Origin of the sequence: Helicobacter suis, assembly GCF_902196135.1 — a bacterium.
GTDB classification, from domain to species: domain Bacteria; phylum Campylobacterota; class Campylobacteria; order Campylobacterales; family Helicobacteraceae; genus Helicobacter; species Helicobacter suis_A.
Map to the genome: position 1 here is coordinate 41,195 of NZ_CABIKE010000006.1, position 19,035 is coordinate 60,229.

The 19,035-nt window shown below is 39.6% G+C and carries 23 protein-coding genes and 1 pseudogene; 11 read left to right on the forward strand and 13 right to left on the reverse strand.

Annotation, left to right across the window (positions count from 1 at the left end):
• Positions 1–6: 6 nt before the first annotated feature.
• From minD to ruvX, 4 genes are read left to right on the forward strand one after another with little or no spacing between them, the layout of a single operon-like run.
• On the forward strand, positions 7–807 hold the full coding sequence (minD, locus tag G6Q06_RS04730; RefSeq protein ID WP_163534618.1) for a septum site-determining protein MinD: 801 nt from the start codon (positions 7–9) through the stop codon (positions 805–807).
• Positions 804–1,061, forward strand: a complete 258-nt coding sequence (gene minE, locus G6Q06_RS04735; protein WP_034376430.1) for a cell division topological specificity factor MinE — start codon at positions 804–806, stop codon at positions 1,059–1,061. Before minD ends, minE begins: the two co-directional genes overlap by 4 nt.
• Positions 1,049–1,858 carry a DNA-processing protein DprA gene (gene dprA / locus G6Q06_RS04740; RefSeq protein WP_163565871.1) on the forward strand — a complete coding sequence of 270 codons (810 nt, stop codon included), beginning with the start codon at positions 1,049–1,051 and terminating at the stop codon, positions 1,856–1,858. The genes minE and dprA overlap by 13 nt, the downstream gene beginning before the upstream one ends.
• On the forward strand, positions 1,855–2,250 hold the full coding sequence (ruvX, locus tag G6Q06_RS04745) for a Holliday junction resolvase RuvX (protein WP_163565872.1): 396 nt from the start codon (positions 1,855–1,857) through the stop codon (positions 2,248–2,250). Before dprA ends, ruvX begins: the two co-directional genes overlap by 4 nt.
• Here the strand turns inward: ruvX and G6Q06_RS04750 are convergent.
• The 7 genes from G6Q06_RS04750 to G6Q06_RS04780 all read right to left on the reverse strand — a co-directional run bounded on the left by G6Q06_RS04750 (position 2,232) and on the right by G6Q06_RS04780 (position 7,722).
• Positions 2,232–2,954 carry a YebC/PmpR family DNA-binding transcriptional regulator gene (locus tag G6Q06_RS04750; RefSeq protein ID WP_163533328.1) on the reverse strand — a complete coding sequence of 241 codons (723 nt, stop codon included), beginning with the start codon at positions 2,952–2,954 and terminating at the stop codon, positions 2,232–2,234. The two genes, ruvX and G6Q06_RS04750, sit on opposite strands and share 19 nt — an antisense overlap.
• Positions 2,954–3,925, reverse strand: coding sequence for a porphobilinogen synthase (hemB, locus tag G6Q06_RS04755; protein WP_163565873.1), 972 nt, complete (start codon positions 3,923–3,925; stop codon positions 2,954–2,956). The genes G6Q06_RS04750 and hemB overlap by 1 nt, the downstream gene beginning before the upstream one ends.
• Entirely contained in the window at positions 3,918–5,099 is a 1,182-nt protein-coding gene (locus G6Q06_RS04760; RefSeq protein WP_163565874.1) for an amidophosphoribosyltransferase, read from the reverse strand. The genes hemB and G6Q06_RS04760 overlap by 8 nt, the downstream gene beginning before the upstream one ends.
• A complete protein-coding gene (locus G6Q06_RS04765) occupies positions 5,096–6,376 on the reverse strand; it encodes an ArsS family sensor histidine kinase (protein WP_163533331.1) in 1,281 nt (426 codons plus the stop codon). The genes G6Q06_RS04760 and G6Q06_RS04765 overlap by 4 nt, the downstream gene beginning before the upstream one ends.
• 1 nt (position 6,377) lies before the next feature.
• Positions 6,378–7,061: a response regulator transcription factor gene (locus G6Q06_RS04770; protein ID WP_163498630.1), complete on the reverse strand. Its 684-nt coding sequence runs from the start codon at positions 7,059–7,061 to the stop codon at positions 6,378–6,380.
• 68 nt (positions 7,062–7,129) lie between these two features.
• Entirely contained in the window at positions 7,130–7,414 is a 285-nt protein-coding gene (locus G6Q06_RS04775; RefSeq protein ID WP_163565875.1) for a CiaD-like domain-containing protein, read from the reverse strand.
• Positions 7,405–7,722, reverse strand: a complete 318-nt coding sequence (locus tag G6Q06_RS04780; RefSeq protein ID WP_163565876.1) for a hypothetical protein — start codon at positions 7,720–7,722, stop codon at positions 7,405–7,407. Before G6Q06_RS04780 ends, G6Q06_RS04775 begins: the two co-directional genes overlap by 10 nt.
• A 110-nt stretch (positions 7,723–7,832) precedes the next feature.
• On the opposite strand from G6Q06_RS04780, the gene G6Q06_RS04785 reads away from it, so the two are divergent.
• From G6Q06_RS04785 to dapB, 6 genes are all read left to right on the forward strand, one after another.
• Positions 7,833–9,089: a cation:proton antiporter gene (locus G6Q06_RS04785; protein ID WP_163565877.1), complete on the forward strand. Its 1,257-nt coding sequence runs from the start codon at positions 7,833–7,835 to the stop codon at positions 9,087–9,089.
• Complete coding sequence (locus G6Q06_RS04790) at positions 9,090–10,295, forward strand: homoserine dehydrogenase (protein WP_163565878.1); 1,206 nt, start codon at positions 9,090–9,092, stop codon at positions 10,293–10,295. It abuts the gene before it with no gap.
• Positions 10,282–10,620 carry a YraN family protein gene (locus G6Q06_RS04795; protein WP_163565879.1) on the forward strand — a complete coding sequence of 113 codons (339 nt, stop codon included), beginning with the start codon at positions 10,282–10,284 and terminating at the stop codon, positions 10,618–10,620. The genes G6Q06_RS04790 and G6Q06_RS04795 overlap by 14 nt, the downstream gene beginning before the upstream one ends.
• Positions 10,621–10,709: 89 nt before the next feature.
• Positions 10,710–11,027, forward strand: coding sequence for a thioredoxin (gene trxA, locus G6Q06_RS04800; RefSeq protein ID WP_006563902.1), 318 nt, complete (start codon positions 10,710–10,712; stop codon positions 11,025–11,027).
• On the forward strand, positions 11,011–11,976 hold the full coding sequence (gene trxB / locus G6Q06_RS04805) for a thioredoxin-disulfide reductase (protein WP_163565880.1): 966 nt from the start codon (positions 11,011–11,013) through the stop codon (positions 11,974–11,976). The genes trxA and trxB overlap by 17 nt, the downstream gene beginning before the upstream one ends.
• A complete protein-coding gene (dapB, locus tag G6Q06_RS04810; protein ID WP_205435886.1) occupies positions 11,976–12,740 on the forward strand; it encodes a 4-hydroxy-tetrahydrodipicolinate reductase in 765 nt (254 codons plus the stop codon). The genes trxB and dapB overlap by 1 nt, the downstream gene beginning before the upstream one ends.
• 92 nt (positions 12,741–12,832) lie before the next feature.
• Here the strand turns inward: dapB and G6Q06_RS04815 are convergent.
• A pseudogene (locus G6Q06_RS04815) lies at positions 12,833–13,078 on the reverse strand (phage portal protein family protein); the annotation flags it as partial.
• Between the two features lie 148 nt (positions 13,079–13,226).
• On the opposite strand from G6Q06_RS04815, the gene G6Q06_RS04820 reads away from it, so the two are divergent.
• Positions 13,227–13,397, forward strand: a complete 171-nt coding sequence (locus G6Q06_RS04820; RefSeq protein WP_163565882.1) for a hypothetical protein — start codon at positions 13,227–13,229, stop codon at positions 13,395–13,397.
• A gap of 707 nt (positions 13,398–14,104) precedes the next feature.
• Here G6Q06_RS04820 and G6Q06_RS04830 read toward each other — a convergent pair.
• Genes G6Q06_RS04830 through G6Q06_RS04850 form a run of 5 tightly spaced genes read right to left on the reverse strand, consistent with a single transcriptional unit; the run spans position 14,105 to position 18,919 of the window.
• A complete protein-coding gene (locus tag G6Q06_RS04830) occupies positions 14,105–14,857 on the reverse strand; it encodes a TerB family tellurite resistance protein (protein WP_163565883.1) in 753 nt (250 codons plus the stop codon).
• Positions 14,858–15,166, reverse strand: coding sequence for a hypothetical protein (locus tag G6Q06_RS04835; RefSeq protein ID WP_163533343.1), 309 nt, complete (start codon positions 15,164–15,166; stop codon positions 14,858–14,860).
• A 9-nt stretch (positions 15,167–15,175) separates the two neighbouring features.
• Positions 15,176–16,681 carry a DUF5644 domain-containing protein gene (locus G6Q06_RS04840; RefSeq protein WP_163565884.1) on the reverse strand — a complete coding sequence of 502 codons (1,506 nt, stop codon included), beginning with the start codon at positions 16,679–16,681 and terminating at the stop codon, positions 15,176–15,178.
• A complete protein-coding gene (locus tag G6Q06_RS04845; protein WP_163499211.1) occupies positions 16,678–17,148 on the reverse strand; it encodes a hypothetical protein in 471 nt (156 codons plus the stop codon). The genes G6Q06_RS04840 and G6Q06_RS04845 overlap by 4 nt, the downstream gene beginning before the upstream one ends.
• A complete protein-coding gene (locus tag G6Q06_RS04850) occupies positions 17,126–18,919 on the reverse strand; it encodes a M3 family oligoendopeptidase (protein WP_163565885.1) in 1,794 nt (597 codons plus the stop codon). The genes G6Q06_RS04845 and G6Q06_RS04850 overlap by 23 nt, the downstream gene beginning before the upstream one ends.
• Positions 18,920–19,035: the final 116 nt, after the last annotated feature.

A 19,035-nucleotide genomic window follows, 5' to 3' on the forward strand; every position in this document is an offset into this window, starting at 1 on the left:
GAGCTCGTGGTTATCACAATTACATCTGGCAAAGGGGGAGTGGGTAAGAGCACGACTACGGCTAATTTAGCCATTGGATTAGCCATGCAAGGTAAAAAAGTCTTAGCGATTGATTTTGATATTGGGTTGCGCAATTTAGACATGATTTTAGGTTTAGAAAACCGCATTGTTTATGATGTTGTAGATGTGATGGAGGGCAATTGTAAATTACCCCAAGCCCTCATCAATGATAAAAAAAACAAAAACCTTTATTTCCTACCCGCCTCACAGAGCAAGGATAAAAATATTTTAGACAAGGCTAAAGTGCAGGCTTTACTTGATACAGTTAGAACCCAGTTTGACTTTGTTTTATTAGATTCTCCTGCCGGCATTGAAAGCGGGTTTGAGCATGCCATGCTCTTTGCCGATCGCGCTATTATTGTGGTAACACCAGAGGTTAGTAGTGTCAGAGATAGCGATCGTGTGATTGGAATTATTGATGCGAAAAGTCAAAAGGTTAAAGAGGGGCAAGAGATAATCAAAGATATTTTAATCAACCGCATCAAGCCTGAGTTAGTAGAAAAACAAGAAATGCTTTCTAATGAAGATGTACTAAAAATTCTAGCCTTGCCCCTTATTGGTTTAGTACCCGAAGATGATAAGATCATTTCAGCCACTAATACAGGAGAGCCCATTATTTATAGCTCAAGTCCTAGCGCTTTAGCTTTTAAACGAATCACACAGCGCCTTTTAGGTCAGGAGGTTGCCTTTCCTGAATTTAAAGCTAAAAAAGGTTTAGTTGGGGCTATTAAGGGGTGGTTTGCATGAATTTGCTTGCTAGATTTTCTAAAAGCTCTAGTAGTGCGAGTGTGGCTAAGGACCGATTAAGACTTGTTTTAGCCTGTGATCGCAGCATGCGCTTGCCCTATATTGAAGACATGAAAAAAGAAATTTTGGCTGTGGTGCAAAAATACACCCAAACAAGTAAAATTGATGTACGGGCTAATTCTAACCATGACATTGATACTTTAGAAGTTGAAATTGTGCTAGAAAGGGATAAGGCCCAAACTTGCCCGTATTAAGCCATTTTAACTACACCTCACTTAACGCGTTGCCCACAGCCTTAGGGCATCTTAAAAATCCACCGCAAAATTTATACTATGTGGGTCGCTTAGAACTTCTCAATGCTCCTTTTAAGATCGCACTAGTAGGTACGCGCAAACCCAGTGTCTACACCCAACAACTTACGGCTAAATTAGCAAAGGGCATTGTACAAATGGGGGGAGTGGTGGTCAGTGGTGGGGCTTTAGGGGTGGATATTATTGCCCAAAAAAATGCATTACCCCATACAATTATGATCTCTCCATGTAGTTTAGATTTAATCTATCCTCCAAGTAATCATTTAACCATTACACGCATTGCTAAAGAGGGCTTACTTGTGAGTGAATACCAAGAGAAATTCCAACCTTATCGTTTTTCATTTTTAGAACGAAACCGTTTAGTGGTGGCCTTAAGCGATTGGGTGATCATTCCAGAAGCAAGCCATAATAGCGGCTCTATGGCAAGCGCTCATTTAGCCCTAGCCCAAAAAAAGCCTCTCTTTGTGTTACCCCAGCGGCTTTATGAGAGTGAGGGGACTTTATCTCTTTTAGCGCAAAATAAAGCCCAAGCCATTTATGATATAGATGCCTTTTTAGATCAATTAGCCCAAAAATTTAACATAAATCTCCCTAAAGAAAAATCAGAAGACGCTTTTTTGAAATTTTGCCAGAGTACGCCTAGTTTTGAGGAAGCGTATGCTCAGTTTGGGGATTTTCTCTTAGAACAAGAACTTTTAGGGGTGGTTAAACGAGAAAATGGGCGGATTGTGTTGTTGTGATTTTGGCATGTGATATTGGGCTTAAACGAATCGGTCTTGCGATGTATGCACAAAAAATTATTCTGCCCCTTAATTCCATTAAACGGATTAATCGCAAACAAGCTAGTTTAGAATTACTCCATTTGTTAGAAACTAAAAAAGCCACAAAACTTATCGTCGGGTTGCCCCATACCTGCTACACCACACGCCAACGCGTTTTACACTTTATTAACTTGCTTAACTTTGCGCCTGTGATTTATATAGAGGAAGATAATAGCAGTGTAGAGGCGCTTACTAATCTTTGGTATTTATCTAGCAAAAAACGCCAAAAAGCCAGCAAAGACGGCACACTAGACAGTTTAGCCGCCTGTGAGATTTTAAGGCGCTATCTAGCTCAAGAAATATTAGTATAAAGCGCGACGACATCATCATCTTCTTCTATTCTGTCTAAAAGCTTTCTACTCTCGGCTAGGGCTTCTTCACTTAAATCAATGGGAGTATTGGGGATTCGTTGTAAAGAGGCTTTTAAAATGGGGAGTTTTAAGGCATCAAATCCTTCATGGAGTTCTTTAAAACTCGTATAATCACCTATTGCCACTAATACATCTTCAATGATTTCTAAAGACTCTAAACCATAATCAATTAAAGCCAACTCCACATCTTCGCTTGAAAACCCTAAGGAAGCTAGATCAGAAAGCGCGCATTCAAAGACACTTTTTTTAGAAAACATAAACTCTAAAGAACCATTACTTAATATGCTAGCCCCAGGTGTTTTATTAAAATAGCTTTTAAGATTAGCAATGGTGCGGGTAGGGTTATCTGTCATGCACTCAATAAAGAGCAAAACACCATAATTAGCCCGCCCCTCATAGCTAATTTCTATCAAATTCCCCTCATTACTACTAGCCCGCTTAATGGCTGCTTCAATATTATCCTTTGGCATATTTTGGGCTTTGGCATTTAAAATAGCGGTGCGTAATTTAGCATTGCTAGCTGGATCGCCCCCGCCCTCCTTAGCTGCTAGCGTAATAGCCTTAGCTAATTTAGGAAAAATTTTACTCATCTTATCCCAGCGTTTTTCTTTAGCCGCTCTTCTGTATTCAAAAGCTCTTCCCATTAAGCCCCCTTTTGTAAAATTTCTGCGATCTCTTTGGTGTGGTAACTAATGATTATATCCGCCCCCGCCCGTTTAAAAGCAGTCATGGTTTCAAATAAAAGCGCTGGATAATCCATGAGATTTTGTGCCTGTGCAAGTTTAAACATGGCATATTCCCCACTTACATTATAAACCGCCAAAGGTAAAAGCGTGCGTTCACGAATATCGCGCAAAATATCTAAATACGCCAAGGCCGGCTTAACCATTAAAATATCTGCCCCCTGCATCTCATCTTCTAAGCTTTCTAAAATAGCCTCCCTGCGGTTAGCAAAATCCATTTGATAACTCTTGCGATCCCCAAAACTAGGGGCTGAGTTGGCCGCATCTCTAAAGGGGCCATAATAACTACTAGCAAATTTAGTTGAATAACTCATGATAGGAATATGATTAAAGTTAGCCTCATCTAAAGCTTTGCGCAGGCAAGAGACCATGCCATCAATCATAGCACTAGGCGCAATCATATCTACCCCACTTTCTACTAAGATCAAGGCCTGTTGTGCCAAAATTTCTAGGCTAGCATCGTTGTCTAAATTCCCCTCTTTTAAAATCCCACAATGCCCGTGATCCGTGTATTCGCAAAAACATAAATCAGCAATCACACATAAAGTAGGAAAATGCTTTTTGATGGCTTTTGTGGCCTGAGCTACGGGGTGATTAGCATTAAGGGCTGCTGAGCCTGTGGCATCTTTGTGTTTGGGGATACCAAAGAGTAAAATCGCTTGAATGCCTAAATTTTGTAAAAGTGCGCATTCCTCTAGTAGAGCCTTTAAACCCATTTGATACACCCCGGGCATGGAGGCAATGGGGGTTTTGTCTTCTAAATCTTGTGTAATAAAAAGAGGGGCGATAAAATCCTCTAGGCGCAGGTGGGTTTGGCGCATAAGAGTACGCATGGTTTGTGTGGATCGAAGGCGTCTAAAGCGTTTAAACATGATCTCTCCTTTTAAAGCAGTTTTCACAAAAATTCATTCCAATAGCCTCTCTAAGCCCACCTAGTGATAAAAACCCCACAAAATCCGCCCCAATTTTAAAGGCTTCCTCTCCTGCTACACTTAAAAGCTCGCCCTCCTCTGGAATATCTATCCCCCAAAAGCAAGGGGAGAGAAGAGGGGGGGCGGTTAAAAGTAAACTAATGTGTTTAGCCCCTGCTCTTTTTAACATCTGCACGACAACTAAGCTTGTTGTACCGCGTACTAAAGAATCATCTATCAAAATTAGGCTTTTATCTTTAACACTATTTGGTACAAGCATGAATTTTTGTTCTGCTTTAAGCAGGCGTTCTTTTTGGGTGGGCTCTATAAAAGAGCGCCCCACATAAGGATTAAGGCTAAGAAGGGGGGCAAAGGGCAGGTTGAGGCTTTTAGCATAAGAAAGGGCTGCTAGCGTGCCACTATTGGGAATAGGAATTACTAAATCTGCTTTAAGGGGCTTTTCTTTAGCTAGAATTTTACCCAGACGCTCGCGTAGAGTGTAGACACTTTGGTTAAAAAGCCAGCTAGCAGGGTGGCTAAAATAAATCGCCTCAAACACACAGGGGCTAGGGTTATTTGTGGGCTGTTTGAAGGTTTGCATGCTCTCTTTGGAAAAAACTAACATTTCCCCCGCTTCAACTTCTCTAATCTTTGTTGCCCTTAGAGCCTGCAAAGCACAAGTTTCACTAGCTAGCATAAACCCTTCATTTAAAAAGCCTACACTTAAGGGCCTAAAACCCTTCACATCTCGCATAGCAATTAAAATCTCTGTACTCAAGAGTAAAAAACTATAACCCCCTTGTAGCTGTGGCAAAATTTCTTGTACCTTGCTTATTAAACTTTTAGCTTGGCTTTTTTCCAAGAGATTTAAAATAAAAGAGGCGGGGGAATTTGTGTTAAATAAGCGCCCGCAAAAGGCAAGGGCTAAAGAATGGTTGTTTTTAAAATCTTGATGCGTGCCTAGATTTTGACCAATTGCATGTTTACTTTCTAAAGTTGTGGTTTCTAAATTAGAGGGGTTAATCAGATTTTTACCATTTGAGAGGGTAAAGCGCATGCCTTGTTGGCCGCGGTGTTGTAAAGCCAATAAAGCTTGGTGGAGTGGGGGCTTAGAGGAGTGATAAAAACCAATCATGAAGTTTTAAGAGATTTTTGAGGGTCTGGAAATTTAAGAAAAGAGGGGGTTAACTCTTGTAAAACACAACCATGGATTGTAAAAAAGTTTTTGCCTTCATGGTGGGTATAACTTAGATGAAATCCCAAAGTATCTAAAGCGCTTTTGATGATATACATGCCAAGCCCAAACCCGTGGGCATCACTGGGTTTTTCATGCTGGAAATAAGGTTTAAAGTAATGAATCAAATCTTCTTTAAGCGCTTGACCTTGATTAGAAAGCCGTATATCCTTACCCACCACCTCAACGCGCACTTGCCGGTTAGGGCTGTATTTAAGCCCATTGTCTAAAAGATTTTTAATCACCAAACTAAAAAGTTCAAAATCGGTTTCAAAAACACAATTAGGTACATCAGCCTGAATACAAGTACTCCCATGTTCAAGCAAGAGCATGTTTTTGGCATGTTCAAGCAAGTGATCCATTAAAAAAACCTCTTTGGTGATTTTGTAGTTCTTAGAGGATAATTGTTCGATGCGTGCAAATTGTTCAATCAAGGCATTGAGTCGTTTAAAAGTGGCTAAAAGGCGTTCTTTTTGGAGGGTATCATCTACCATTTCTGCTACAATCATGCCCTTTGTAATGGGGGTGCGCAATTCATGCATAATGGCACGCAAAAATAAAATGCGCGATTCATTCATGCCCTTGATTTTTTTAATGGCATTATCAAAGGCTAAAGCTAGATCGCCAATCTCATCTTGTTGATCAATCCTGCATTCAATATCCATTTCGCCCTTAGAAAATAAATGTACCTTTTTGCGTAGTTCGTTAATGGGCATGAAACCCTGCAACATGAACATGAAAATCAGAATGATTAAAAGCGCCCCACACAGGATAGCAAAGTAGTAATTACGGTAAGAAGTTTTGTGTATCTCCTTATATAGCACCGTATTACCCTGACTTTTAAGAGAAATAAATATTTTATTGCCCACTTTAATGATTTGGGCTAGAGGGTTTTCGCTATCTTCAACTTTATCTTTCTGGTTGGCTAAGATTTCATGGAGCTCTTGTGGGGTGATTTCTTGAAAACCTAGTTCGTGCAAATACACCTCAGCAGAGTAGCGATTACTCCTATCGGCTAGCACTTGGTTAATCGTGGTGATGAATTGCTGGTGGCGGATCTGGGTTTGGAAGTTCTCATGATCAATTTGAGAACGGATAAAATAATAAGAAAAGGCCGCAAAACTAGCGACCGAGATAACAAACAAAAAAACAATCTTACTAAAGATAGAAGATGGCAACTTAAAACTCTAGTTTATAGCCAACTCCCCGCACTGAAATAATGTGCTTTGGTTTTTTAGGATCTTTTTCAATCTTAGATCGCAAACGCCCAATGATCACATCAATGCTTTTATTAGAACTCTCAGGGTTAATTGACTCAGATTCAATAGCAATAGATTCGCGCGAAAACACATGGCCTTTTTTACTGATCAAAAGGGTGAGGATTTCATACTCCGCACGGGTAAGTTCTAACTTTTTATTGTGCATAAACACCTCGCGCGCATCTGAATCGATGCGGAAGAGCGAACTTCTTTGTTGCAAACTACCCTCCTGGAGTGGTTTTTTATGGTAGCGGCGCAAGAGAGACTGGATACGAATGAGGAGTTCTTTAGGATCGTAGGGTTTGGGGATATAATCATCTGCGCCACACTCAAAAGCCTGTACCTTATCGTCTAAATCGTTTCTGGCTGAGGAAATAATAATGGGGATGTCTTTTTGTTTAGAGATTTTTTTGCACACCTCTAAGCCGTCTAAATTAGGTAAAGTTAAGTCTAAAAGCAACAAATCATATTGGTGGGTGATGGCTGCGCTAATACCGGTATAAGGTTCATCGCAATTAACAACCTCAATGCCATGGCGATTTAAGAACTCACTTAAAATTTCGGCTAATTCTGCATCATCTTCTATCATGAGTATCCTGATCATTTTTACCTCACAAGAATTAATCAACAAGCCTTTTAATTCTAACACAAATTAAATTAAAAATAAAATTATCAATCTTCATAGGCCTTCAGCCTCTCTTGAATCATGTAAAGCTGGTATTGTAAATAGTTGATCACCAAGTCTAGTTTCATAGAGATATTTTTTGTTTGCGGGGATTTAAGCCCCTCAAATAAAAGCAGGGTTTTTTGCTCCAAATCTATTAAAAACTGCTTATCCTCTTGTAAGAGCTTAGGTACAGGGGGTTTTGGAGACGGACTCTTAAGGGCGGGTTTTGTTTCACTGCGTACTTGATTAATCTCATTAAGGGTTTGGGAAATAATATTTTTCAATTCCATCGGATTAGCCATTCCTCTATTGTTTGTAACTCTGCTTCGCTTGTTGCTTGGATAAAAAGAGTTTGCATATTCTGGATTTGGAAATGTTGCAGGGGCGCATATTGGCTTAAAGAAGGGGAGGTGGGTTTTTGCTTGGGGGAAGTGGTGGTTACTTTAGAGTGAGGTTTTAAAGCACTCAATCGTTTATACATCTGCAAAGCCTGTTGGTTAGTCGGATCGTTTCTAAGAATACTTTTACAAACTTCTAAAGCCTCTGGGATTAAACCTTGCAACTCATACACACCCACTAGAGCAATCGCCCGTTCCACGCATAACACCTTTTTCGTTTATCCAACCTATTATATAATGGGCGTTTTTAATAATTGCTTTCAAGAACCCAAGTTTTTAAAAAGGCAAACAGGATTAAGGGCATAGAATTATGGAAACACATGCGCTGTATGTGATTGTGGCGGGGTTGGGGTTGAGCGTGGTCAGTGGTTTATTATTAAAGAAAATAGAAATGCCCGTAATCATTGGTTATATCCTAACTGGACTAGTGATTGCTGCATTATTTCGCATTGCAGATTTTGAATCGCTCTCAGATATTGCAGATTTTGGGATTGTCTTTTTAATGTTCATGATTGGCCTAGAATTTAATCTTGACAAACTCAAGAGCATGAAACAAGAAGTTTTGTTATTTGGAGGGTTGCAGGTGGTGCTTACCTCCATTGTGCTTGTTGTCTTTGGTTATTATGTGATGGGATCGTCGTGGGGATTTTCTTTGGTGGTGGCGATGGGTTTTTCTCTTTCCTCTACAGCTATTGTGCTAAAATCCTTTGAGGAGAGCAAGCAACTAAATACGCCTGTGGGCAAAATTGTAGTGGGGATTTTAATCTTCCAAGATATTGCAGCAATCCCGATTTTGCTTATTTTAATGCTCATGGGAGGAGGGGGTGATCACCTATTTAAACTCATCATTAAAACCGTGATCTCTTCTGCAATCATTTTAGCCCTTTTGCTTTTGCCGGGTAGATTAACGGCTACTAAAATTTTAAACCTAGCAGCAGAGAGTCGCCTACCTGAGCTGTTTATGGGTACAATTTTGCTTATTATTCTAGGCGCAGCAAGCTTAAGCCACTTCTTTGGCTTTTCTATGTCCTTAGGGGCTTTTGTGGCCGGTATTGCTATTTCTAAATCGCGCTACCGTATCCGTGTACAAGAAGAATTTGAATCCTTGAAAAATATTTTTTTAGGTCTCTTTTTTGTTACGGTGGGCATGCAAATCCATTTGGACTTTTTATTTGAAAATATCTTTGCTGTGATTTTGTTAATTAGTCTAGCGATGTGCTTAAAAATTTTAGTCCTTTATTTAATTTTGCGTGTTTTTAGAGATGCCCAAAGTGCGATCAAAACAGCGCTTTCACTTGCCCAAATTGGGGAGTTTGCTTTAGTTGTATTCTTGAGCGCAAGTAAACTCAATTTATTAACCTTGCAAAAACATCAAGGCGTTTTAGCTTTCTTGCGCGATCATGATATTATCCGTGTGGGTGCAGATGACATCCAGCAATTTTTAGTTTTAATGATCATCTTTTCTATGCTCATCACTCCTTTTATTCTCAAATACCTAGACTCTTTAGTGGATTTTTTCACCCACAAATTCCACAGCCAAAGCGAGCTTAAAAAGGATGTCAAATAAATGGCGGGTGCTGTGTATATTGGGATTGTGGGGCTAGGTTGTGTGGGGCTAAGTGTTGTTAAAATTTTAAACAAACACCAAGATCTACTAGCTAGGCGCTGTGGGCATTCTTTGGTGATTAAAAAGGGGGTTGTTAAAGATTTATCTAAAGCACGGGAGATCAATTTTCCTCTTAGCAATTCTTTGGAAGATATTTTAGAAGATCCGGATATTCAAATTGTACTAGAACTCACAGGTGAGGTAGAATTGGCCTATAAATTGGCTCAAGAAACTCTAAAACGCCATAAAGGTTTTATCACGGCTAATAAGGCGATGTTGGCTAAATACCCCCACCTTTTGCATGCCAATATTGGTTTTGAGGCAAGTGTGGGGGGGGGAATTCCTATTATTAGGGCATTAAAAGAGGGTTTAGTGGCCAATGAAATCACAGCCATACAAGGAATTTTTAATGGTACAAGCAATTTTATTTTAAGCCAAATGGCTTTGGGGAAGGATTTTCAAGAAGCGCTTAAAAAAGCCCAGAGTTTGGGGTATGCAGAAGCCAACGCCCATTTAGATGTCAGTGGGCAAGATAGCGCACATAAGCTTTTAATCCTAGCTTTTTTAGCCTTCAATAGCCTTATTGATCTAGACACTATCCATGTAGAAGGAATTGAACAGATCAAGCCCTCTGATTTACATTATGCCAAACAATTAGGTTATCGCATTAAACTAGTGGCCTATGCCCACAAGTCCAAAGAGGGTATCACATTGGGAGTAGAGCCCATGTTATTACCTAAGCGGAGCTTATTAGCACAAATAGAAGGGGTGATGAATGGGGTGAGTCTTGTTGGGGATTGTGTGGGGGAGACTTTTTATTGCGGGCCTGGAGCGGGGGGAATGGCTAGTGCGAGTGCGGTTATTAGCGATCTAGTAGAGATGTCTAAAAAATTAAAACAAAAGAGTAAGCCTTTAAAATTGCCCATCACCCCCTATCCAATTTGCACACACCCTAAAAGATCTCGCTATATCCGTTTAGAATTTATTAAAAATGCCCCTAACTTAGTAGATGCCCTAGAGGCTAAATTAGTCATTCAAGAGCAAAACACACATATTTATACAACCCCCCCCATTGATGATCAAAGTTTAGAGCGGAGTTTAAAACCCTTTAGAGTATCTAGTGATATACGCCAAATACAGGTATTGTGTTTTTATGAGTTTTACTAAGGGGAGATTAGCCGAACAATTTGCATGCCAGTATTTGATTGCTAAGGGATATTGTATTTTAGCGCAAAATTTTTCTTGCCGTTTTGGTGAAATTGATATTATTGCCTTGTATGATCAAGTGTTGCATTTTATAGAAGTTAAGAGCCGTAAAAGTACAGACCCTATTTATGCAATCACCCCCTCCAAGCTTGAAAAAATTAAAAAGAGCATTGGCGTTTATCTACAACAAAGCCAAATGAGTTATGATTTTTGCATTGATGCAATCACTCTTAAAGGCACTCCTCCCCACTGCCAAATTGAATGGATTGAAAATATTACTTTCTAATTTGTTTGTAGGATAAACCCTAAAGGTAGGCTTTATATTCTATGTTATACAATGCTGGGCTAAATTTAAAAATACAAGGAGTAAAAACAATGGCAAGTTATGTTGAGCTGACCAGTGAAAATTTTGATGCAGAAACTGGTAATGGTGCGGTGATGGTAGATTTTTGGGCCCCATGGTGTGGGCCTTGTAAAATGCTTGCCCCTATTATTGATGAATTAGCCGCTGAGTATGCCGGTAAGGCTAAAATTTGTAAGGTCAATACAGATGAACAAGAAGAACTATCCTCTCGCTATGGCATCCGCAGTATCCCCACTTTACTTTATATGAAAGATGGCAAAGTGATTAACCAAACCGTGGGCGCGCTCTCCAAACAATCTTTAAAGGATAACATTGACAAACTCCTCTAACAACTCATCTCTATTAGACCTTGCAATCATTGGTGGGGGCCCTGCGGGTTTGAGTGCGGGGCTGTATGCCACAAGGGGAGGTGTAAAAGAGGTGGTTTTATTTGAAAAAGGAGCTCCTGGTGGGCAAATCACCTTTAGTAGCGAGATTGAAAATTACCCGGGCGTGCGCGAGGTGGTGAGTGGGTTAGATTTTATGCAACCATGGCAAGAACAATGCTTTCGCTTTGGTTTAAAGCATGAGATGACTTTAGTTACTCAAGTTGGTTTTCAAGAAAATCACTTTGTGATCTACACAGATGAGGGTAAGAGCATTGGGGCTAAAAGTGTGATTTTAGCCACCGGTGGGCGGCCTAAAAGAGCAGGGATTAAAGGCGAGTCAGAATTTTGGGGCAATGGAGTGAGTACTTGTGCTACCTGTGATGGCTTTTTTTATAAAAATAAAGAAGTGGCTGTTTTAGGAGGCGGGGATACTGCTTTAGAAGAGGCGCTTTATCTGGCTAAAATGTGTAGTAAAGTCCATTTAATCCACCGCCGCGATCAATTCCGCGCCGCGCCTGTTACTGTTGCGCGTGCTAAAAATGAACCTAAGATTGAGTTTTTAACCCCAGCTGTGGTTGAGGAGATTAAAGGAAATGCTTCTGGAGTGAATGCAGTAGTTTTTAAAAATACCCAGACAGGCGCTATACAAGAACTAGCCGTACCCGGTATTTTTATCTTTGTAGGTTATGAGATCAATAATGAAGTGTTAAAACAAGAAAATGGGAGCATGCTATGTGCTTGCGATTCTTATGGCGCTGTTATGGTGGATTTATCTATGAAAACTAATATTAAAGGTCTCTTTGCCGCAGGAGATGTGCGCACTAGCGCGGCTAAACAAGTGGTGTGTGCAGCAGGCGATGGAGCTACGGCTGCTCTTTCTGCGATTGCTTATTTGGATTCTCATACCTGATGTTACAAGTTGGTATTTTTGGGGCTAGTGGTAAAGTAGGTAGTTTGCTGGCCAGAGAAGTACAAAAACAGCCACAATTAAGTCTTTCTAGTGTCTTTGTGCGCCAAAATTTAAGTCTAAATCTAGCCCAAATTCTCCCGCAAGATACTTTTGTAACCAATGATATAGAACAATTTGTTGCCCATTGTGAAATCGTGGTTGATTTTTCCTCTGCTAAGGCTTTAGATCAATTAATTCAAGTTTTACTCAAACACCCTCTCCCCTTAGTTTCTGGTACGACTGGTTTAAAAGAATGGCAAGCTTTGCTAGATTTAAGCCAAAAAGCCCCTGTTTTACACGCCTCTAACATGTCTTTAGGAATGGCTGTACTTAATAAAATTGTGGGTTTAGTGGCTAAAGATCTCATGCACGCTGATATTGAAATTAGCGAAATCCACCACCGCTATAAAAAAGACGCGCCTAGCGGGAGCGCGCTTACTCTAGGGCAAACCTGCGCGCAGGCTAGAGGTATAGATTTTAAACAAGCATGCCAACAACACAGAGAAGGGTTACGCAAGGAGGGTGAAATTGGCTTTTCTAGTTTGCGTGGGGGTGATTTGGTGGGTAGCCATACTGTGGGTTTTTATTTAGACGGCGAGTATTTAGAATTTAACCACACCGCCACCGATCGCACAATCTTTGCCAAAGGCGCTTTAGAGGCTGCTAAGTGGCTAGCCTTGCAAAAACCCGGACTCTATCACATCCAAGATTTATACCGCTCTTAAAATATCAGTTGTAAACACAATTTTTACCACTAGCACTAAAAGCCTGTAAGCTTAGTTTGATAATCTATTAATCCTCCGGGTTTGAGTGGGGGGGTGTCAAACTCTAAAAGATAGCGGGTGGTGTTTTCATGGACATTGCCTAAAGCTTGAGTACCTTTATTCACCGCATTACTAGCGAGTACCTGACTGCTAATAACTTTACTAATGCATTCATCACAATATCTTAAGAATTCTAAAAACGCGCCTTGATCTACATTGCCATTAAGCAACTCTAAAATATCATCTTTGCTAAAAATGCCAATGGAGGCGGCGCGCAAATCCTCTAAGTTGTCTAACAAATAGTGGTGTTCATCCCACCTACTAAAGACAAGTAGAATTTTGCTAAAGGTAGTTAAATTTTAACCGCCTTAAAGTTAATTTATCATATTAAATGTTTATGGAATTTATAGTTGTAAAAGTAGTTAAAAATAGAAAAACGAGGCTTACATGGGATTTGGACGAACTGGGAAAAGAAGTTTTAACGATCCTTTAATAGAGTATAACAATCTCCTTAAACAACATGAAAAGCTTGAGAGAGAACTTACAGAGCTTAAGGCTAAAAAAGCAGAGAGTAGAGCTTTTTTTGCCAAACAAAGAGAACAAGAGAAAGAAGAATAAGAAAGGAGATTAGCTGAGGAAGCACACAAAAAAAACGCTAGAGTATAAATTAGGCTTGATTGGAAAGTCAGACATTCTGGTTAAAGAGGATCTGTTGGAGAAACATGAATTCATTATTTATAACGAGCTTGTTTTCTCTGACTGCATCAAGAAGCGTTTTATTGTGTTCCCACAAATTCCACTTAAAACACTTGTGTATAAAAAAGCGATGAGGATAATAGCGATGACGCATGGAAAACATATAACAACTTAGTTGTGGATTTTTTGTTTGTTTTGAAGGACTATAAAACATGCAGAACAAAGCCTGTTGCTGTACTAGAATACAATGGTGGTGGTCATTATGGCACAAACCCAGAGCAAGAACAAAAGGTAAAAAAGCGATCAGATCAAAGAAATTGTGGTTAGGAAACTAGGGCTTAAGTTTTATGTTTTAGAGGGCAAGAGTGTTTGTCAAGAAAATTCATATTATGTTGATAAAAAAGTTTTAAGGGGGCGCATTCAAGATCTCACATTAAAACTTGAAAATTTGGCCGGCAACTTTTAGTGGCTTTATTACCAATCCATGCTAGAGATACTCAAAAGATATGCGCTTAGCAATTAAAAAAAACACGCTTTTCTGCTGGTTTTAGAAATCTTTAAATGCCCTTGCTTTTTTGCTTATTTATCTTTATAAGGGTGTTATCAAAAAAAGCTAAATTCTAACAATTTCAGGCTTTTAAACTAGAATTCAGCGCATCATAGGCCTGTTCTAATTGCCATAGATTTTTCATAGTATCTGGTAAATAGCTTTTATTCCAATTCTTAGGTTCTAACACATTAATATAGCACTCCTGAACTAGTGCTTTAAACCTATCAAAATCTATTTTTTCTCCGCGTAAAATCGTACTTACTTGGGTTGGCTCTAAATTTAGTGGTTCTAATTTTAAGTTTGCAAAACCATCATAGAGGTTATTAAAATCCACATTTTCTAAGTTTAAAAATGCCCCTACATCTAGTAGCGCTTCTTTTTCTTGTGTACCTAAATTGCCATCACTATAAGCCAGAACAAAAAGAAATTCCACCCATTTTAGGCGTTTTTTATACTCCCCATGCCCGCATTCTAAAAGCTGCGTGCAAATCTGATCTAGGGGTGGAGGGGGGCTGTTATAAATTTCTTGTAAGGATTTTAAATCCTTATTTTCTATCTGGCTTAAGTCTTGTAAAAACACCTCTAAAAGCGCTTGGCTAAGGGGAGTAGACTCAAGATGTTTAGTAAAACTACCCATAAGACTAGCTAAGACCCCTGCCTCACTTGCCTTTAAAGTTTCTAAAGGATTGGGCAGTACATAAACCTCTAATGCCTCTTTTGGCTTATTAAATTCAGGCGGGTCTTTTAGAGGATTTTTTAAATATTCTTGCAAAGTGTAATAAAGATAAATGAGCACTACAGCCACCCCTAAAATCAAAACCACTTCTAACATTTAAAGCGAGCCTGTTTGATTTTGTTGTTTGCGGTTTTTAAAATCCCACTCGTTAGCCACTTGATTCAAGCGCCGTTTTTCTTCTTTCTCTTTGTTTTTTAAATCCATCTTGCGCTCATAACTCCTTTGAAGTTGTTTGATATAATCCTCGCGTTTTTCAGGGGGTTGGAAAGAGATGGGCTTGATGAGCAAAATAAAGGCTACAAAAAAGAAAATCATCAAAGCTAACCCTCCGGAAGTCTCCTCGTTGGCAATATACCAAGCAAAACCCAACACCATTGCAAATAAGATTTTGAGTCCGGCTTTCAAACAAAAACCTTAGAGAAATGTAAAGGCATTTTGATGGGTATCTAAACCTAAGGCTTTGGGATCGTTTTGGCCTAAGGCTAACAGTATCACCTGTGGGAGAAATAACACGCTAGTGTTGTCGTGATCTCTTTGATAAATTTTAGAGGCCTTTTTGGCTAAAGTATCTAGCATATGAAACTGGCTTACAGAGCTTGTTAATAAGAAATCCACCCCTAGATCAATAGCCTCATAGCGGATACGCGCTGATTCATACAAGGCAGAATCCATATCAATATCTAATAAATGCGCATAGGATTCTTTAGTAAAAAGCGGGCTATTGCAGCGAAGATTAAGTTTAGCCAATAGGGCGCTACAATCTGTGGGCTGATCTAGGTGGTAATCTTGAAACAAACTTGTATAAAAATCTTGGAAAGAGTGCTTAATTTCTAGAGATTCTGCCTGTTTGTTTAGAAAGTGGTTAAGATAGGCGATTTGTACATCTGGGTGATACTCTAAATCGTATGCGGCTAAACCTTGCTGTACTTCTTCTCTTAATTTTTCATCATGATCTAAAATCGCTTTAGCATAGCACGCATTAGCATAAGCATCTTCATCACATAATAATAGCGCCGCGCCCACTTTATGCGCTAAACCTAAATTATAGGCATTAGCTGTTAGAAATTGTTTTAAATCCCCCAAGCGTCCCCAATAACCCCCATCAAAACAACAAGGTAACTCTAAAAAATCCACCCCTAAATGCCATAAAAGCAAACGGCTACTTTGCAATAAAGGCGCGCTATTAAAAACAGAATTATAGGCATTATAAATTAAAAAGCGCGCTTGCTTATCCGGGATTTTAGGTTTGCTAAAAGTGTAGTTGATCTTGCCTAAATGAGCCCAAGGGTTATTAGCTGGAGGATTAGAGGCGTTGAGTAATTGTTGTTGCAAACTATAGATTTCTGTATCAATGGCATCATTCTTAGGAAAAATATAGTGTTTGAGACTCACAAAATGCATGGCCCCGTGGTGTTTATCTGCTAAGTTTTGTAATAGATCTGATATGCGGTGTGGGTAACGATTCATGAGCCACTTAGTGTATAGAAAAAAGCCATCTCCAAAGTAATCTGAATCGCTTTTAGGCGTAATGGCGTTAATATGAATATAGCGGGATAGTTCGCTTTTTTCTGCCTCCGTTAAAAAAGACGCGCTTTTAAAAAAGTTTTGGTAGGGTTTTAACATGCCCTCTGTATCCATTAACAGATCTTTTAAAACATATTTGGTGGCTAGAGGCTCTAGTGTCCACTCCTTACCAAAACGATTAATAAGCGTATCAATGCTTAAATTTTCAAACACAACAACCCGGTTAATTCTTAACCCTAAATGTGTTTGATCATAACTTAAATCGGGGATATGGGCTAGAACATCTCTTAAAGTCCAATCTAGTTGGTACTCCACCACATAAAGCGGGTAAGCCGGATTGTAGTCCTCTTTGGCAGAAAAGCGAAAAGCCCGGATTTGTAATTTTAAAAGACTCATTTCAAATTTCCCTGCAAGGTTGCAATCACTTGCTGGTTTCTTGGATCAGATAAAATCGCATCTTTAGAACTTTGGAGCTGTTCGGCTGTGTTGTCTACAAAAATAAGGCTAGGATCACAGCGGTTAAACAACACCACATTTGAATCGTTTTTATCTTTAACAATAATCTGCACAATCCCCTCAAGGGCAATTTTAACCGTGGTTTCAATGTGATCGCCTAGCCCTGCCTCAAAGTGGATTTCTGGAATTTCTCCATGGATTTTTAAACTATCAAAAGTATAACCCGCTAAAACAAAGAGTACAAAATTACCAAAACTATCGATCTGTTCTTGTGGCAAAGGAGGTTCAAAACGCACGCAGCAAAGATCGCAAAAAATACTAAAGTGTACATGGTGGTGGTATAAAAAATGCAAACAATCCAGACAATGCTGGTTAGACATTGCCTTATACCTTTGCAGCGCATCCATCAAGCAACCCTTCAAATTCCTCAAGCATTTTTTCCACCTCACCCATGCCAATCTTCCAAAACTCTTTATCTGTAATATCAAACCCAAACATGCCCACCAACTCCTCAGGGCTTACACTGCCCCCCTTGCTTAAAAATGTCGTATAAGTATCTACAAATTCTTGCTTTTCTGCTGCAGTTTTCTTTTTGCGGTAGAGACCAAATAAAGCCAAAACTAGTAATTGCCCATAGCTATAAGAATAACAATAAAAGGGCGAATGGATAAAGTGGGGGATATAACTCCACCAGCGGGCGTAATTTTTGCTTAGCTTAACGCTTTTGCCAAACATCTTAGCGTTTTCCTCTTGCCAAATGCGATCAAAATCTTTAGCTGTTAGTTCCTCAAATTCATCCCCACTACTATGGATGCGTCTTTCAAAATTAGTCATCACCACTTGCCTAAACATAGTAGAAAACATGTCCTCTAGTTTGCCCGCATAAATCCCGCGTAATTCTTTTTTATCCAGATCCTTTTTTAGACTTTCAAATAAAAGCATTTCTCCAAAAACAGAGGCGGTTTCAGAAGTGGTTAGGGGGGTATTGGTGTTAAGATAACCCACTTGCCCACTTAATGTCTGGTGGATCATGTGCCCAAATTCATGGGCAATGGTAAAGGCACTACGGCGATTACCGGTAAAGTTGAGTAGCACAAAGGGATGCGCGCTAGGCACGGTGCTATCGCTAAATGCTCCCCCGCGTTTGCCCGGGCGTGGATGTGAATCCACCCAACCCTCTTTAATCCCACGACTCACAATTTCATAAAACTTAGGCGAGAAGTTTTGATAAGCTTTAAGCACTAAATCTAGCGCCTCTTGATAAGAAAGAGGGGCTTCTTTTTGCTCAATAGGGGCGTAACGATCGTAGTCTTTAAGTTTATAGCCCAAAAGCTTAGCCTTGCTTTTATAGTAGCGGTGCACTAAAGGATAATTCTCCTCCACAATCTCTAGCATGCTATCTACACTTTCTTGGGGGATTTGATTAGACAGATGCCTAAAGCTCTCAGGTTTTTCATAGTGGCGTAGTTTGGTATCAATATGTGAATCCTTGCGCACCATGTTTAAAACATAAGTCAAAACTAGCCTATTTTTCTTTAAAGTTTTGGTCAGGGTTTTTTGGGCAAGTTTGCGCAATTTGCGATCAGGATTGTGTAGCTCAGATAAAATCTCTTCCTCGCTAATCATTTTATTTTGAAAGGGCATTTTTAGCGAGGTGATCACTTGATCAAAGAGATTAGAAAAGGCCTCTACACCAACACCGGAAGTAGCTAGTAGCACTTTTTCCTCCGGTAAGCTCAACATGTGGGGTTTTTGGCGTAAAAGAAGGCGCAGATAGTAAGCGTATTTAGGGCTGGCTTTAATAATAGCCTCTTGTTTAGCACTTTCTAAAGTACAAAATTCATTCTCTACAAAGAGCAGGTGTTGACCCATGTCCGCGCATAATAACTGGTATTTAGAATATAAATCGCTGCGTTTTGAATCAACACAGAAAATCAAAAAGACATAACTCATCGCCCTAGAAACCCCCTCACTTAGGATTTCATACTCCTCCAAAATTTTTTCAAAAGCCTCCGGTTCTACTTGGGCAAAACTACCGGCATGTTTTTCCTCAAAAGCCTTTACCTTTTGATCCCACTCACTTACATGTTGATCTAAAGCCTCTTGATTTGCAAATAGAGCACTCAAATCCCACTGGTGTTCGAGCTCTTTAGAGGGTTGTGTTTGTTTATTTGGCATGGCGTACTCCTTTTAAAGGTTAAAACTAAGGGTTATTTTAGCATGGTTTGGCTCTATTGACTCTAATTCTAGTCAAGTGAGCTAAAAAAAAGCGTGTGTTATAATACCCAATCATT

What these genes read in the sequence shown, in the direction of transcription:
- minE (WP_034376430.1), top strand. Translation starts at nt 804, where the DNA reads ATGAATTTGCTTGCTAGATTTTCTAAAAGCTCTAGTAGTGCGAGTGTG.
- G6Q06_RS04750 (WP_163533328.1), bottom strand. Translation starts at nt 2,954, where the DNA reads ATGGGAAGAGCTTTTGAATACAGAAGAGCGGCTAAAGAAAAACGCTGG.
- hemB (WP_163565873.1), bottom strand. Translation starts at nt 3,925, where the DNA reads ATGTTTAAACGCTTTAGACGCCTTCGATCCACACAAACCATGCGTACT.
- G6Q06_RS04760 (WP_163565874.1), bottom strand. Translation starts at nt 5,099, where the DNA reads ATGATTGGTTTTTATCACTCCTCTAAGCCCCCACTCCACCAAGCTTTA.
- G6Q06_RS04770 (WP_163498630.1), bottom strand. Translation starts at nt 7,061, where the DNA reads ATGATCAGGATACTCATGATAGAAGATGATGCAGAATTAGCCGAAATT.
- G6Q06_RS04775 (WP_163565875.1), bottom strand. Translation starts at nt 7,414, where the DNA reads ATGGAATTGAAAAATATTATTTCCCAAACCCTTAATGAGATTAATCAA.
- G6Q06_RS04785 (WP_163565877.1), top strand. Translation starts at nt 7,833, where the DNA reads ATGGAAACACATGCGCTGTATGTGATTGTGGCGGGGTTGGGGTTGAGC.
- G6Q06_RS04790 (WP_163565878.1), top strand. Translation starts at nt 9,090, where the DNA reads ATGGCGGGTGCTGTGTATATTGGGATTGTGGGGCTAGGTTGTGTGGGG.
- G6Q06_RS04795 (WP_163565879.1), top strand. Translation starts at nt 10,282, where the DNA reads ATGAGTTTTACTAAGGGGAGATTAGCCGAACAATTTGCATGCCAGTAT.
- trxA (WP_006563902.1), top strand. Translation starts at nt 10,710, where the DNA reads ATGGCAAGTTATGTTGAGCTGACCAGTGAAAATTTTGATGCAGAAACT.
- dapB (WP_205435886.1), top strand. Translation starts at nt 11,976, where the DNA reads ATGTTACAAGTTGGTATTTTTGGGGCTAGTGGTAAAGTAGGTAGTTTG.
- G6Q06_RS04820 (WP_163565882.1), top strand. Translation starts at nt 13,227, where the DNA reads ATGGGATTTGGACGAACTGGGAAAAGAAGTTTTAACGATCCTTTAATA.
- G6Q06_RS04830 (WP_163565883.1), bottom strand. Translation starts at nt 14,857, where the DNA reads ATGTTAGAAGTGGTTTTGATTTTAGGGGTGGCTGTAGTGCTCATTTAT.
- G6Q06_RS04840 (WP_163565884.1), bottom strand. Translation starts at nt 16,681, where the DNA reads ATGAGTCTTTTAAAATTACAAATCCGGGCTTTTCGCTTTTCTGCCAAA.
- G6Q06_RS04845 (WP_163499211.1), bottom strand. Translation starts at nt 17,148, where the DNA reads ATGGATGCGCTGCAAAGGTATAAGGCAATGTCTAACCAGCATTGTCTG.
- G6Q06_RS04850 (WP_163565885.1), bottom strand. Translation starts at nt 18,919, where the DNA reads ATGCCAAATAAACAAACACAACCCTCTAAAGAGCTCGAACACCAGTGG.